General features: G+C 70.4%; 9 protein-coding genes. 5 read left to right on the top strand and 4 right to left on the bottom strand.

Annotated features, from left to right (window positions below; translation table 11 throughout):
- Positions 1-431: 431 nt before the first annotated feature.
- Both AB0A63_RS07770 and glnA read right to left on the bottom strand, forming a co-directional pair.
- Positions 432-3,962, bottom strand: coding sequence for an FkbM family methyltransferase (locus AB0A63_RS07770; protein ID WP_360386590.1), 3,531 nt, complete (start codon positions 3,960-3,962; stop codon positions 432-434).
- A gap of 19 nt (positions 3,963-3,981) precedes the next feature.
- Positions 3,982-5,325 carry a type I glutamate--ammonia ligase gene (glnA, locus tag AB0A63_RS07765; protein WP_360386587.1) on the bottom strand — a complete coding sequence of 448 codons (1,344 nt, stop codon included), beginning with the start codon at positions 5,323-5,325 and terminating at the stop codon, positions 3,982-3,984.
- A gap of 125 nt (positions 5,326-5,450) precedes the next feature.
- Between glnA and AB0A63_RS07760 the strand changes: the two genes are divergently transcribed.
- Together AB0A63_RS07760 and AB0A63_RS07755 are read left to right on the top strand one after the other, a co-directional pair.
- Positions 5,451-6,002: an LppX_LprAFG lipoprotein gene (locus AB0A63_RS07760; protein WP_360386585.1), complete on the top strand. Its 552-nt coding sequence runs from the start codon at positions 5,451-5,453 to the stop codon at positions 6,000-6,002.
- A 1-nt stretch (position 6,003) separates the two neighbouring features.
- Positions 6,004-7,515: an MFS transporter gene (locus AB0A63_RS07755; protein ID WP_360386583.1), complete on the top strand. Its 1,512-nt coding sequence runs from the start codon at positions 6,004-6,006 to the stop codon at positions 7,513-7,515.
- On the opposite strand, the gene AB0A63_RS07750 is transcribed toward AB0A63_RS07755, so the two are convergent.
- Together AB0A63_RS07750 and AB0A63_RS07745 are read right to left on the bottom strand one after the other, a co-directional pair.
- Complete coding sequence (locus tag AB0A63_RS07750) at positions 7,470-8,993, bottom strand: alpha/beta fold hydrolase (RefSeq protein WP_360386581.1); 1,524 nt, start codon at positions 8,991-8,993, stop codon at positions 7,470-7,472. The two genes, AB0A63_RS07755 and AB0A63_RS07750, sit on opposite strands and share 46 nt — an antisense overlap.
- Positions 8,990-10,555 (bottom strand): alpha/beta hydrolase, encoded by a 1,566-nt coding sequence (locus AB0A63_RS07745; protein WP_360386578.1) that lies wholly within the window; start codon positions 10,553-10,555, stop codon positions 8,990-8,992. Before AB0A63_RS07745 ends, AB0A63_RS07750 begins: the two co-directional genes overlap by 4 nt.
- A 29-nt stretch (positions 10,556-10,584) precedes the next feature.
- Between AB0A63_RS07745 and AB0A63_RS07740 the strand changes: the two genes are divergently transcribed.
- From AB0A63_RS07740 to AB0A63_RS07730, 3 genes are all read left to right on the top strand, one after another.
- On the top strand, positions 10,585-12,297 hold the full coding sequence (locus AB0A63_RS07740; protein WP_360386576.1) for an NAD+ synthase: 1,713 nt from the start codon (positions 10,585-10,587) through the stop codon (positions 12,295-12,297).
- A gap of 273 nt (positions 12,298-12,570) precedes the next feature.
- Positions 12,571-13,755: a sensor domain-containing protein gene (locus AB0A63_RS07735; protein WP_360386573.1), complete on the top strand. Its 1,185-nt coding sequence runs from the start codon at positions 12,571-12,573 to the stop codon at positions 13,753-13,755.
- A gap of 4 nt (positions 13,756-13,759) precedes the next feature.
- Positions 13,760-14,407, top strand: a complete 648-nt coding sequence (locus AB0A63_RS07730) for a response regulator transcription factor (RefSeq protein WP_360386570.1) — start codon at positions 13,760-13,762, stop codon at positions 14,405-14,407.
- Positions 14,408-14,413 lie beyond the last annotated feature (6 nt).

The following is a 14,413-nucleotide window of genomic DNA, read 5'->3' as shown; positions in this document are numbered from 1 at the left end:
GTCTAGCTACTCAAAGGAATACTCCTGACGAGGAGTATTCATATTACTGGCTGTGTTATCGGCACGCTGTTGAGTTCTCAAAGAACACGCGCTCACCGGGTCCATCTCCGTTTCCGGAGAGTTTCTCTCGGGGCTTGTGTTTGAAGCTTAGCCAGTTCGTTTTCGCTTTGTCAAATCGGCCGTTTCGGCTTCTTCGGTGCGGCGCAAACTCGCTTCGCATTCAATTTTGCTTGGTTCAGAAGTTATCCGACTGGCTTTTCCGGTGTCAAATCGGGGTCATTTTCAGATCCCGGACAGCACGGTAGGCCGTTCATTTACTTCTGGGGGTTTGACGCCGTGAAACTTTACCCGGCCCGATCCGCGGTGTCAACCGCTCGTTCCGGGGGTCTCGCTTGCGACCCGGAGAAAGTTACTCACCGGGGGCACCGGTGTCAAATCGCCTGGTCAGCGGGCTGCTTGATGGGCACGGACGGCGGCGGAGCGGCTGGCTTGGCGCCGATCGGACGCGGTCGCAGCCACAGCGTGACCGACCGCAGACCCTCCATCGCCCGCACGATCTGCTCGGGAGAGGCGGCCTGGCGGGTGGCCAGCGGCACCAGCTCGTACCCCCAGATGCCGAACTCCTTGAGGACCGTCACCGGATCGTCACCGAAGTCGGCGGTCGCGGTGGCGGAGAACTCGAGGAACACCTGCGGGCGGTCCCTGCGCAGCAACCGGACCAGGCCGGCCAGTGCGCGGTGACCACGACCGGGCGTGTCGACCCGGACGACCGAGAGCTTCATGCCCTGTGCGAGGGCGATCTCCTCGAGCTCCTTGTCGAGCCGGACCGCGCGGACCCGCGGGACGTCGTCGCCCGCGTCGGCCGGCAGCGGTGCCACCGACACCCCGCCGGTCAGCGTCGGCGCGGCGGCGAGCTCGCCCGTGCTCTCCCACGCGGCGCCCTCGATGACGGTCATCCGGTCGGCGACGGCGGCGGGCAGGTTCGCGGAGACGTTGTGCCGCAGCAGGGCCGCGGCGCCCCTGTCGGGTTCGACGGCGACGACCGCGCCCATCAGGCCGAGGCGGGACAGCACCCTGATGGAGTGGTAGCCGACATACGCGCCGACGTCGAGGAAGATCCCGTCCGGTTCGACGTGCGAGTCGAGCACCTCGGCGAGGTCCGGTTCCCACACGCCGTTGGACGACAGCAGCGGCAGCATGAACGCGTCGTCGGAGGGCAGCCGCAGCATGCCCGCGTCGCACAGCACCAGCGAGCTGCGCACCCCGGGCACGTCGGAGGAGGTCTCGTGCTGGCGCACCACGACCCGGCGGAGCGCGTCGGCGGTCTGCTGGGCCTGGTGGGCGGCGCGGACGGCGGCGTCGAGGCGGGTGTCGCGTTCGCGGAACACCTCGACGACGCGCGATTCGAGGGTGTCGATCCGGTCGAGCGTGCGGTCGAGTGCGACGGTGAGCTTGTCGATCCGGTCGGCGAGCACGTCGGTCGTCTTCGCGCGCTTGGCAGCCTCGGCGACGACGGCGTCCTCGATCTCGCGCAGCCGGCGGCCTTGGCCGGCCATGTCGGCGCGGACGCGGACCACGCCGTCGTCGACGCCGACGAGCTGGTCGGTGAAGTGGGTCTGGCGGGCGGCGACCTGTTCGACCTCGGCGCGCAGCAGCTCCAGCTCGCCCGCGCCGACGCCGGTGCGCAGCGCGTCCTGCCGGTTGACCAGCTCGGACACGGTGCGTTCGACGCCGTCGACGAGGGTGTGGAGCACCTCGCGCATGTGGTTGTCGTAGTGGTCCAGCGCGCGCAGCACGACCTTGCGCAGCGCGGGAGCCATGGGCGTTCGGTGTGCGGATCCCACGTCGGGCTGGCGCAGCAACGCGTGCTTGGCCGACTGGAGTGCGAGCAGCGGGTCGACCTCGGGGCGCGGCTTGGGCCGGCGGGCCCGCCAGCCGCGGTAGGAGTGCTCGACGCGTTCGCGCAGCAGTTCGCCGACGCGTGCGACGGACCGCACGGACAGGACGTGGTCGCGTGCGGCCTGGCCGAGGGCGGCGGCCGTACCGAGGTCGTCGGCCAGTGACCGCATCAGCTTCGCGGCGGCCTGGACGTCGGGTTCTGCGCCCTGGTGGCACGGCACGAGCACGGCGGTCTTGCCGAACAGCTCGGCCACCCCGCCGTGGTCGGAGGCGAGCACGGGGATGCCGCGGACGGCGAGCTCGGCCAGGCGCAGTGCGATCCGGTCGTCGGCGCCGCCGCGGTGCAGCGACACCACGACGTCGGCGGTCTGGCACACGTCGAAGTCCTCGACCAGGGCGATCCGCTGGTCGGAGGCGGTGGCGAGGCGCAGCCGCTCGGCGGCCTCGGGGTGGTCGTACGCACCGGAGACCGCGACCTGCAGCGTCACGTCGGTGCGGTCGGGGAACGCGCTGAGGAACGCCGACACGGCGCCGAGGACGTTGCCGGGCCGGTCGAGCGCGTGGTCCGCGATGGCCGCGAACACCACCACCGAGCCGGCCTCGTGGTCACGTGCGCCCACGTCGTGCACGGGTACCGGGACCACGCGGACGATCGGGCCGCCGATGCGTTCCGCGGCGGCGCGTGACGACTCGGACGACACCCACAGCTCGTTCACGCCGACGCGGTCGTCGGCCGCGGAGGCGTCCAGGGCGATGTCGACGACGAACCGCCCGTCGGGGACCTCGACGTCGTCGGAGGTGCGCACGACGACCGGGTAGGCGGCGGAGTCGGACACGGGCAGCCCGGACGCCCGTGCGGCGGCCAGCACGCGTTCGGTCACCGGGCCGTTGCCGACGATCGAGACGCCGAGCTGGTCGAGCAGCGCCGGGCCTTCTGACCGCGGCTGGGGCACGGCGGGCACGGGCAGCCGCCCGGAGGCGACGCCGGCACCGGCGCACCACTCGCGCCAGTCCTCGAAGTCGGCGCCGAAGGGTGCGGGGAACTGCTGTTGCAGCGCGGGGTCCGCGCGCCAGACGGCGTCCGCCCAGCGGGTGCCGCCCTGCTCGGTCCGCTCGCACGCCCAGATGAGGAACCCGCCGCCGCCGTCCTCGCCGAACGCGGGCAGCGGCGTCGGTGCGGTGGCCCGGTAGTCGGCGCGCAGCTCGGACGGGATGACCGTGCCGTCGATGAGGGCCCCGAACCGGTAGGGCACGGGGGCGGTGGTCCACCCGCAGCGCACCAGCTCGGCGCGGTAGGCGGTGCACAGGTCGGCGACCAGGGGGTGTTCGGACAGCAGCACGCGCGGCCGTTCGACGAACTCCGCGGACAGCATCCACGGCCGCAGGGGGTCGAAGCCCGCGAAGTGCACGGTGAGCAGGTCCTCGCCGAGGACTTGGACGGTGCCGGCCTCGGAGCGGTGCAACGGCCGGTCGGCGACGTTCCACACGGACAGTCCGACCCGTGCGTCGCGCACGACGTGGTGCGGCACGATCGCGGGCATGTCCAGCGAGCCGAGGTAGGGCTCGGAGCCGGGGCCGACCGCGATGAAACCGGGGTCGAAGGCGCCCGACTCGTGCAGCTCCCACGGCCCCGGTTGCAGGCCGTCGTCGGGCAGTGGTCGCAGGGTGCGCGGCAGCAGCACGACCGGTGCGGTGCGCAGCGCCTCCAGCACGAGCTTCGTGACCGACCCGAAGACCTGCACCCACGGGTCGAGGTAGAGCACCGGCATGCCCTGCGTCAGCAGCGCCTCCAGCAGCCGGGGCAGCATGGCGGCCTTCAGCTCGGCGGCGTCGCGTGCGGTGGCCAGCACGTGCAGCTCGACCTCGGAGACGCCGATCTCGAGCGGTGTGATGAGGCCGGGGCCTGCGTGCTCGGGCTGGGCGTCGACGATCAGCGCGACGAACCGGCCCTCGGGGTGTTCCGCGAGGAAGGAGCTGGACAGCACCTTCACCGCGGGCAGCTCCGCCGCCGTGGCGACCGTGCACGCGCAGATCGTCGGCTGGAACTCGGGTACCTCTGTCACGGAGAGCAACGTATCGGCCTCACAGCACGGGAAGAAGAGTGCGCAACTCGTACGGGGTGACGCTACGACGGTACGCGTCCCACTCCGTCCTCTTGTTGCGCAGGAAGAAGTCGTAGACGTGCTCGCCGAGCGCTTCGGGGAGCAGTTCCGAGTTCTCCATCTCGGTGAGCGCCTCGCCGAGGTTCTGCGGCAGGTTCGCGTAGCCCGCGGCACGGCGTTCGCGGTCGGTGAGCGACCACACGTCGTCCTCGGCGGGCGGCGGCAGCTCGTAGCCCTTCTCGATGCCCTTGAGGCCGGCGGCCAGGATCACCGAGTACGCCAGGTACGGGTTGCAGGCGGAGTCCAGCGTGCGGACCTCGACGCGGCGCGACGACGACTTGCCCGGCGAGTACATCGGCACGCGGACCAGCGCGGACCGGTTGGCGTGGCCCCAGCAGACCGCCGTGGGTGCCTCGCCGCCGACGATCAGGCGCTTGTAGGAGTTGACCCACTGGTTCGTGACGCCGGAGATCTCGCGCGCGTGCTTGAGGATGCCCGCGACGAACTGCTTGCCGATCTCGGAGAGCTGGTACGGGTCCTCTTCGTCGTAGAACGCGTTGCGGTCGCCCTCGAAGAGCGAGAAGTGCGTGTGCATGCCGGAGCCGGGCTGGTCCGAGAACGGCTTGGGCATGAACGAGGCGCGCACGGCCTGCGTGATCGCGACCTCCTTCACCACGTACCGGAACGTCATGACGTTGTCGGCCATGGTCAGGGCGTCGGCGTAGCGCAGGTCGATCTCCTGCTGGCCGGGTGCGCCCTCGTGGTGGCTGAACTCGACGGAGATGCCCATGGCCTCCAACGCCTCGATGGCGTGGCGGCGGAAGTGCGTGGCGGTCTCGTGCGAGGTCTGGTCGAAGAAGCCGCCGTTGTCGGCGGGCTCGGGTTCGCTCCCGTCGCCGGGAAGGCCCTTGAGCAGGAAGAACTCGATCTCGGGGTGCACGTAGCAGGTGAAGCCGGCCTCGCTGGCCCTGGACAGGGTCCTGCGCAGCACGTGCCGCGGGTCGGCCCACGACGGGGAGCCGTCCGGCATGGTGATGTCGCAGAACATGCGCGCGGAGTAGTTGTTGCCCTCCGGCGTCTGCCAGGGCAGCACCTGGAACGTGGCGGGGTCCGGCTTCGCGACCATGTCCGACTCGTAGACGCGGGCGAAGCCCTCGATCGCGGAGCCGTCGAAGCCGATGCCCTCGCTGAAGGCGCCCTCGAGCTCGGCGGGTGCGACCGCCACGGACTTCAAGAAGCCGAGGACGTCGGTGAACCAGAGCCGGACGAACCGGATGTCGCGTTCCTCGAGCGTGCGGAGCACGAACTCCTGCTGGCGGTCCATAACGCGCAGCCTAAGGCCTGGGGGGACTCTACGATCAACGCATGTCCGCCCGTTGGTTGTCGGTTTGCTTACTCGCCCTGCTCACGAGCTGCACCTCAGGCGGGGATCTCCCCGATGGTGCGACTTTGCTCTCGAAGTCGGCGGAGTCGATGCGCTCGGTGTCGAGCGTCCACTTCTCCATCAAGGTGGACGGGGAGCTCCCGGACGTGCCGGTGAAGGACGCCGACGGCGACCTCACCGCGGCCGGGGACTCGAAGGGCAACGCGAAGGTGAACTTCGCCGGTCAGCTGTTGTCCATCGAGTACGTGCTCACCGGCGGCAACCTGCACTTCAAGGGCCCGACCGGTGGGTACACGAAGCTGCCTGCGGCGTTCGCGGGCCAGGTGTACGACCCGTCGGCGATCCTGAACCCGGACAAGGGCGTGGCGAAGGTCCTGTCGGCGGCGAAGGACCCGAAGACCAAGTCGGCCGGTGACGTGTCGGTGGTCGAGGCGACCGTGCCGAAGGACGTGGCCGCGGGCCTGGTGCCGGGGATCTCGTCGGACGTGAAGGCGACGTTCTCCGTCGACCAGGACTCGAAGCTGAAGAACGCGCTGTTCGAGCTGCCCGGCGGGCAGAAGGTCGACGTCGGCCTGACGGACTTCGACAAGCCCGTCACGGTGACGGCGCCCGCGTAACGTGCGCACAGCAGCCCTTGCCGCGTCCGGCGCGGCCGTGCTCCTCGGTGCGCTGGACGCGTACGTCGTCGTCGGCGTGCTCACGGACATCGTGCGCGACCTGGGCATCGCGGTGAACCAGCTGGAGCAGGCCACGCCGATCGTCACCGGGTACCTGCTCGGGTACGTGGCGGGCATGCCGTTGCTCGGGCAGCTGTCGGACCGGCTGGGGCGGCGGTTCGTGCTGCAGGTGTCGCTGCTCGGGTTCCTGGTGGGGTCCGTGGTGACGGCACTGGCCGCGGACGTGCCGGTGCTGGTGGCGGGCCGCGTGGTGCAGGGACTGGCCGGTGGTGCGCTGCTGCCGGTGACGATGGCGCTGGTCGCGGACCTGTGGGAGGCCGGGAAGCGGTCGACCGCGCTCGGGACCGTGGGTGCGGCGCAGGAGCTGGGGTCGGTGCTCGGCACCCTCTACGGCATCGGTGTGGCCACGTTGTTCAACGCGATGCCGTTGTTCGAGGCGTGGGAGCCGCAGAGCTGGCGGTGGGTGTTCTGGGTGAACGTGCCGTTGGCAGTCATCGCGATGGTGGTCGTGCAACGGTCCGTGCCGGACACACGGCGTCCGGTTCGGATCGACGTCGTGGGCGGTGTGCTGCTCGCGGTGGCGTTGTCGCTGCTCGTCGTGGCTCTCTACAACCCGGCACCCGCCAAGTCCGTGCTGCCCGCGTGGGGTTGGCCGGTGCTCGGTGCGGCAGTGGTGGTGTTGGCGGGCTTCTTCGTGTGGGAACGCCGTGCTGCCGTGCGGCTCATCGATCCCGAGGGTGTGCAGTGGCGGCCGTTCTGGGCGGTGCTCGGGGTGTCGCTGGCGGCCGGTGCGGCGTTGATGGTGACGCTGGTCGACGTGGAGCTGTTCGCGCAGACGGTGCTGCGGCGTGACTCCGCCGCCGCGGCGACCCTGCTGACGCGGTTCCTCGTCGCGTTGCCGGTCGGTGCGGTCCTGGGTGGACTGCTGGCCGGACGCGTCGGTGACCGCTGGGTGTCGTTCGCCGGTCTGGCGATCGCATCGGTGTCGTACGTGTTCATCGCGCAGTGGCCGGCGGATGTGAGCGGGCTGGTGCTGACGCGGGACCTCGCGGTCGCCGGGTTCGGGCTGGGCCTGGTGATCGCGCCGCTGTCCGGTGCGGTGCTGCGGGTCGTGCCACCGGTGCGGCACGGGGTGGCGTCGGCGTTCGTCGTCGTCGCGCGCATGACGGGCATGCTCGTCGGCGTGGCGGCGCTGTCCGCGTGGGGACTGCACCGCTTCCGCGAGCTCACGGCAGACCTGGACACCCCGCTGCCGTTCGGGGTCGAGCCCGCCGAGTTCCAGCGGCGGTTCGCCGAGTACCAGCGCGCGCTCACCGAGGCGCTGCTCACCGAGTACCACGAGATCTTCCTGATCACGTCGGTGGTCTGCGCGCTCGGAGCGCTGGGATCGGTGTTCCTGCCCGCCCGTCAGCAGACCGGGTCGGTCTCGGGCAACCGCAGCTCCGCCAGGTAGTTCGTCGCCACCCCGTCCACGCAGCCGATACCGGCCAGGAACGCCGTGTGCTGGTTGCCGTTGTAGGTCAGCAGCCGCGCGCCCAGTGCGGCCGCGAGGTCCACACCGGACCGGTACGGCGTGGCCGGGTCACCGGTCGTGGAGATGACCAGCACCTGCGGCAGCCCGGTGACGTTCGGCGGATGCGGTTCCGAGGTGTGCGGGGCCGGCCAGAACGCGCACGGGCCGAGCGCCGTCTCGTCGGTGGGGACCGTGTCGTTGCCGAGCAGTTCCAGCAGCTTCCGGCGGTTGGACTCCAGGGTGGCGCGGTCCTTGATGGGCGGTTCGTCGACGCAGCGGATGGCCACGAACGCGTCCTGGATGCGGCTGTAGGTGCCGTCCGCTGCGCGGCCGAGGTACTGGTCGGCGAGCTGCAGCAACGTGGTGCCGCGGTTGGTGCGCAGCTCCTGCAGGCCCTTGAGCGCGGTCTCCCACAGCCGGTCGCTGTACATCGCCTGGATGATGGCGGTGTTCGCGTCCGAGTGGGACAGCCTGCGGTCGCCGACCGGCAGCGGGGTCTTCTTGAGCGGCTCGATCAGCTGGCGGAACTTCGACTCCGCGGTGTTCGTGTCCCTCCCCAGGGGACAGTCGCGTTGCGCGCACCAGCCGGCGAAGCGCTGGAACGACTCCTCGAAGCCCTGCGCCTGCCGTGCCGACGCGGCCACCCGGTCGGGGCTGACCTCCACGGCGCCGTCGAGCACCATCGCGCGCACGTTGCGCGGGTACATCTCGGCGTACAACGTGCCGATGCGCGTGCCGTAGGAGTAACCGAGGTAGGTCAGCTTCTTCTCGCCCAGCGCGGCCCGCAGCACGTCCAGGTCCCGTGCGACGTCACGGGTGCCGACGTTGCGCAGCAGGTCGATGCCGCTGCGCTGGGTGCACCGGTCGACGAAGAACTTGTTCTCCGACTCCGTCTGGCTCGCGTTCTCACCCTTGGGGCGCAGGCGTTGCGCGTCCCGTTCCGCGTCGGTGAGGCACTGGACGCGGGGCTGGCTCGCCCCGACCCCGCGCGGGTCGAAGCCGACCACGTCGAACCGCTTGCCGACCGGGTTGTCCGGCTGCATGTTCGCGACGTGCGTCATGCCCGAACCACCCGGACCGCCGGGGTTCACCACGAGCGACCCGACCCGCCGCTGCTGTTCGGCGGCGGGCCGGCGTAAGAGCCCGATGGTGATGGTCCCGATGTCCGGCTTCTCGTAGTCGAGGGGGACCTGCAGCCGTGCGCACTGGATGCCTTCGCGCTCGAACAGGCCCTTGCTCTTCGCATCGGTCGCGTACGGCTGGCACGCGGCCCACGACAACGCCTGCGCGTAGAAGCGCTCGACGCCCTTGCGCGCGGCGACGGGACTGCCGTCGATGCGCGCGTAGGACGTGGAGGTGCCCAGCACGACTATCAGGGCGAAAACGGCCGCGGTGATGCGGGACCGCCGTTTCGTCATGAGGCGCACCGGGTTCCGTCGGCGGGCAGGGTCAGGTCGACCAGGTACTTCACGCCGGCCGCGTCGACGCACGACTGGCCCTGCAGGAACACGGTGTGCTGGACGCCTTCGTAGGTGAGCAGCCGCGAGTTGAGCGCCTTGGCCAGGTTCACGCCGGCCTCGTAGGGCGTGGCGGGGTCACCGGTCGTGGAGATGACCAGCAGCGGCGGGATGCCGTCGGCCGTGGGCGGGCCGGTGCGCGCGGTCACCGGGGCCGGCCAGAACGCGCACGAGTCGAGCGCCGCGCCCGGCGGGTTGCCGTCGTCGAGGAACGGCGCCGCGGCCTTGTACTGCCTGGCGGTCTCCAGCAGGGCGTTCTTGTCGGTCAGGCGCTGGTCGTCGACGCAGTGCACGGCGCTGAACGCGTCCGTGATGGTCGAGTAGCTGCCCTGGTCGTCGCGGTCGAAGTACGCGTCGGCGAGGCGCAGCAGCATCGTGCCCTTGCCGTTCTTCAGCTCGTTGAGCCCCTGCAGCAGCAGCGGCCACAGCTGCTCGGAGTACAACGCCTGGATGGTCGCGGTGACGGCGTCGTTGTAGGACAGCTTGCGGCTGCCCACGTCGACCGGTTTCTGGATCAACGGGGTCGTGAGCTGGCGAAAGCTCGTGTTGGCGTCCCCGGCCAGGGGACAGTTGTCCTCCGTCCGGCACCACTTGACGAACTCGTCGAACGCCTTCTGGAAGCCGGCACCCTGCGCGACCAGCGACTGGAGCTGGTCCTGGGTCGGGTCGACGGCACCGTCGAGGACGAGGGCGCGCACGTTCTGGGGGAAGGTCTCGGCGTACTCGGTACCGATGCGGGTGCCGTACGAGTAGCCGACGTAGCTCAGCTTCGCGTCGCCGAGCGCAGAGCGAAGGACATCCATGTCCTTAACTACGTCCCGCGTGCCCATGTTGGCGAGCATTGCCGCCCCGAATTTCGTCCCGGCCGCACACTTCTCGGCATACGTCCTGTTCTCCTGCTCCGTTTGGGCGATTCCGGCCGCAGAAGTGTCCGTGTCGAGGTCGAGCCGCTCCGCGTCGCGCTCGGCGTTGGACAGGCAGCGGACCGCCGGCTCGCTCGCCCCGATGCCCCGCGGGTCGAACCCGATCAGGTCGAACCGTTTCGCGAGCTCGGTCTTGCGGTAGTCACCCACCATGCCCGCGGCCGACGCCATGCCGGACGCGCCCGGCCCGCCGGGGTTGGTCAGCAGCGAGCCGATCTTCTGGCCGGTGGCCCGGTAGCGCAGGACGCCGATGGTGATCGTGTCGCCCTCGGGCTTGGCGTAGTCGAGCGGCACCTGCAGCCGGGTGCACTCGACGTCGCGCTTGGAGCCGTAGGCCTGCCGGCTGGTGCCGGTCGTGGCGAACGGCGCGCAGTCCTGCCAGGCGAGCTGCTGGCCGTAGTACTTCTCCAGTCCCGGCGGGACGGTGCCGGCCGGACCGGGCTTCTCGAAGGTCACGCCGGGCTTGGCGGTCCCTTCGAGGATCGAGGTGCAGGAGGCCAGAAGGGGAATGACGAGCAACACGCTCAAGAGACGGACCACAGTCCGATGGTATGGGAGATGATGAGGGCATGCCGCAGCTTCGCATCGCGCTCGCCCAGGTCAACGCCACTGTGGGCGACCTTTCCGGCAATGCCGCGCTGGTCGTGGAGTGGACGCGCAAGGCCCGCGAGGGCGGCGCCCACCTGGTGGTGTTCCCCGAGATGGTCCTGACCGGCTACCCGGTCGAGGACCTGGCGATCCGCACCTCGTTCGCACGGGCGTCCGCCGAGGCGCTGGAGGCGCTGGCGGTGTCACTGGACGACGCCGGGCTCGGCTCCGTGACCGCGGTCGTCGGCTACCTGGAACACGACTCCGTCGGCCCGCGCAACGCGGTGGGGGTGCTGCACGAGGGCAGGGTCGTGGCGCGGCAGTCGAAGCACCACCTGCCCAACTACGGCGTGTTCGACGAGCGCCGCTACTTCAAGCCCGGCTCGTCGCTCGACGTCGTGCGCGTCAACGGCGTCGAGGTCGGCATGGTGATCTGCGAAGACCTGTGGCAGGACGGCGGCCCGATCACCGCGCTGGGCGACGCCGGTGTGGACCTGGTCGTCTCCCCCAACGCCTCCCCGTACGAGCGCAAGAAGGACGACGCCCGGCTGCCCCTGGTGGTCCGCCGCGCGGCCGAGGCGGGCGCACCGCTCGCGTACTGCAACCTCGTCGGCGGCCAGGACGAGCTGGTGTTCGACGGCGACTCGATGGTCGTCGGCGCGGACGGCCAGCTGATCGGACGGGCACCGCAGTTCGTCGAGCACCTGATGCTCGTGGACTTCGACGTGCCTTCTTCGGCGTCCTACGAGCAGGGTCAGATCGGTGACTTCTACGTGCGCCGTGTGTTCATCTCGGACGCCGTCGCTCCTTACGAACCGCTGCCCGCACCGCGCGTGTTCGAGCCACTGTCCGATGAGGCCGAGGTGTGGCACGCGCTCGTGACCGGCCTGCGCGACTACGTGCACAAGAACGGCTTCCGCTCCGTTGTGCTCGGTCTGTCCGGTGGCATCGACTCTGCCGTGGTGGCCGCACTGGCCGTGGACGCCCTCGGCGCCGACTCCGTGTACGGCGTCTCGATGCCGTCGTCGTACTCGTCGGAACACTCCCGTTCGGACGCTTCGGAGATGGCGGCGCGCACGGGCCTGCACTTCACCACGGAACCCATCGGCGAGATGGTGTCCGTGTACGTGTCGCAGCTGGGGCTGACGGGTCTCGCCGAGGAGAACATCCAGGCGCGTTGCCGCGGCATGCTGCTGATGGCGTTGTCGAACCAGCACGGGCACCTGGTGCTGGCGACCGGCAACAAGTCCGAGCTCGCGGTCGGCTACTCGACCATCTACGGCGACGCGGTCGGTGGTTACGCGCCGATCAAGGACGTGCTGAAGACCCTGGTCTGGGACCTGGCGCGGTGGCGCAACGCCGAAGCCGAGAAGCGCGGCGAGACCCCGCCCATCCCGGAGAACTCGATCTCCAAGCCGCCCTCGGCCGAGCTGCGGCCGGGTCAGGTCGACTCGGACTCGCTGCCGGACTACGCGGTGCTGGACGACCTGCTGGACGACTACGTCGAGGGCGACCGCGGGTACGACGACCTGCTGGCCGCCGGGTTCGAGCCGGAGCTGGTCGACCGGGTGCTGCGGATGGTGGACCGGGCGGAGTACAAGCGGCGGCAGTACCCGCCGGGCACGAAGATCTCGAACAAGGCATTCGGGCGGGATCGGCGGTTGCCGATCACGAACGGGTGGCGGGAGGGCTGAGGGCCGGGTTGGGCAGGGTTGGCCAGGCTGTGCTCGCCCTCCTGACCTCGACGGACAGTCCACTTCGTCACCCCCCCGAGTGATCCTTGTCCTGATCCACGCCTGACCGCGTCTGTCTCATGTCCGGATCTCCCTCCTCCGACCCCCGCCGAAGGAGGAAGGGGCGCGGGGGTGGCGAGCGGTGCGGCCGAGAACCCGGGCAGGAGGGTGGAAACCGGGGAGTGGAGCCTGCTCTACCGCGACCGACGGGTCCGGGTGGCTACGTTTGGCCACATGAAACGGATCTGGGCAGCGGTGGTCTACCTGGCGACCGGGTTGCTGACGGCGATCGCCGCGTGGCTCGCGATCGGCGTGCTGCTGCTGTCGGTGGTGGTGCTGCCGTTGTTGCCGGTGACCGCGCCGTACATCCGCCGGATCGTGGACTTCGACCGGCGGCGGCTGGCCCGGTTCACCGGGGTGGAGGTGCCCGCGTCGGAACCGCTCGACGGGCCGTGGCTGCACCGGGCGCAGCGGGTGCTGGCGGACCCGGCGAGCCGGCGGGACGGGTTGTGGCTGGTGCTGCACGCGATGTTCGGGACGTTGTTCGGGTCCCTGGCGATCGGGGTTCCCGGGTCGTTGGTGCAGCAGCCGCTCGCGGTGGCGCTGTGGTCGGTGGTGCCGATGGAGAACTCGTTCGGCATGCGGATCGACTCGTGGGGCAAGGCGCTGCTGAGCATCCCGATCGGGCTCGTGCTCGCGCTGGCGCTGACGCAGTTGCCGCGGCTCGCCGAGGTGGACGCGCGGTGGGCGCGGGTGTTGCTGGCGCCGCCGCGGGCGACGTTGGAGAAGCGGCTGGCCGAGGTGGTCGCGACGCGGGCCGCGGCGTTGCAGGCGCACGGGGCCGAGCTGCGGCGGATCGAGCGGAACCTGCACGACGGCACGCAGAACAAGCTGGTCGGCGTGGTGATGATGCTGGGGATCGCGGAGCGGACGCTGCACCAGAACCCGCAGAACGCGCTGCAGGCGTTGCTGCGGGCCCAGGACGCGGCCGGCGACGCCCTGGAGGAGCTGCGCAACGTCGTGCGCAGCATCCACCCGCCGGTGCTGGAGGACCTGGGGCTCGACGGGGCGATCCAGGCGCTGGCGGCGCGGTGCCCGGTGCCGTGCCTGTTGCAGGCCGACCACCTCGGGCGGTTGCCGGCGGCGGTCGAGGCGGCGGCGTACTTCGCGGTGGCCGAGGCGCTGACCAACGTGGCCAAGCACAGCGGCGCGAACCACGCGTGGGTCAGCCTCGGGATGAACGGTGAGCGGCTCACGGTCGTGGTGCACGACGACGGCAAGGGAGGTGCTGACGAGAAGAAGGGCACCGGCCTGGACGGCATCCGGGGGCGGGTCGAGGCGCTGGACGGGACCGCGACGATGAGCAGTCCCGAGGGAGGCCCTACGGTTCTCACCGTCGAGTTGCCGACCGGGAAGTGACCACATGCGCATCGTGATCGCCGAAGACGACGCGTTGCTCCGCGAGGGGTTGACGTTGCTGCTGCGCAACGAGGGCCTCGACGTGGCCGCGGCGACGGACAACCCGGACGACTTCCTGGTCGCCGTCGCCGAGCACGAGCCGGACATCGCCGTGGTCGACGTGCGCATGCCGCCGACGTTCACCGACGAGGGACTCAGGGCCGCGGTCGAGGCGCGCGCACGGCACCCGAAGCTCGCCGTGCTGGTCCTCAGCGCGTGGGTGGAGCAGAGCTACGCCCACGAACTGCTGGCCGGCACCTCCGGCGGCGTCGGCTACCTGCTCAAGGAACGCGTGGGCCGGGTCGCGGACTTCCTCGAGTCGCTGCACCGCGTCGCGAACGGCGGCACGGCGCTGGACCCCGAGGTCGTGTCGCAGCTGCTGGTGCGCCGCAAGTCCGACGACGCGCTCAGCGGGCTGTCACCGCGCGAACGCGAGGTCCTCGGCCTGATGGCGGAGGGGTTGTCGAACGCGGCCATCGGCGAACGGCTCGTCGTCAGCCCGGGGGCCGTGCACAAGCACATCGGCAACATCTTCCTCAAGCTCGGCCTCAACACCGAGGACGGTGCGGGTGACCGACGCGTGCAGGCCGTGCTGGCGTACCTGGATCACTGAGGACGA

Origin of the sequence: Lentzea sp. NPDC042327 (assembly GCF_040647275.1) — a bacterium.
GTDB lineage: Bacteria > Actinomycetota > Actinomycetes > Mycobacteriales > Pseudonocardiaceae > Lentzea.
The sequence above is the reverse complement of the archived record's forward strand: the minus strand, read 5'-3'. Positions and strand labels throughout refer to the sequence as shown.

What these genes read in the sequence shown, in the direction of transcription:
- glnA (WP_360386587.1), bottom strand. Translation starts at nt 5,325, where the DNA reads ATGGACCGCCAGCAGGAGTTCGTGCTCCGCACGCTCGAGGAACGCGAC.
- AB0A63_RS07750 (WP_360386581.1), bottom strand. Translation starts at nt 8,993, where the DNA reads ATGACGAAACGGCGGTCCCGCATCACCGCGGCCGTTTTCGCCCTGATA.
- AB0A63_RS07740 (WP_360386576.1), top strand. Translation starts at nt 10,585, where the DNA reads ATGCCGCAGCTTCGCATCGCGCTCGCCCAGGTCAACGCCACTGTGGGC.
- AB0A63_RS07735 (WP_360386573.1), top strand. Translation starts at nt 12,571, where the DNA reads ATGAAACGGATCTGGGCAGCGGTGGTCTACCTGGCGACCGGGTTGCTG.
- AB0A63_RS07730 (WP_360386570.1), top strand. Translation starts at nt 13,760, where the DNA reads ATGCGCATCGTGATCGCCGAAGACGACGCGTTGCTCCGCGAGGGGTTG.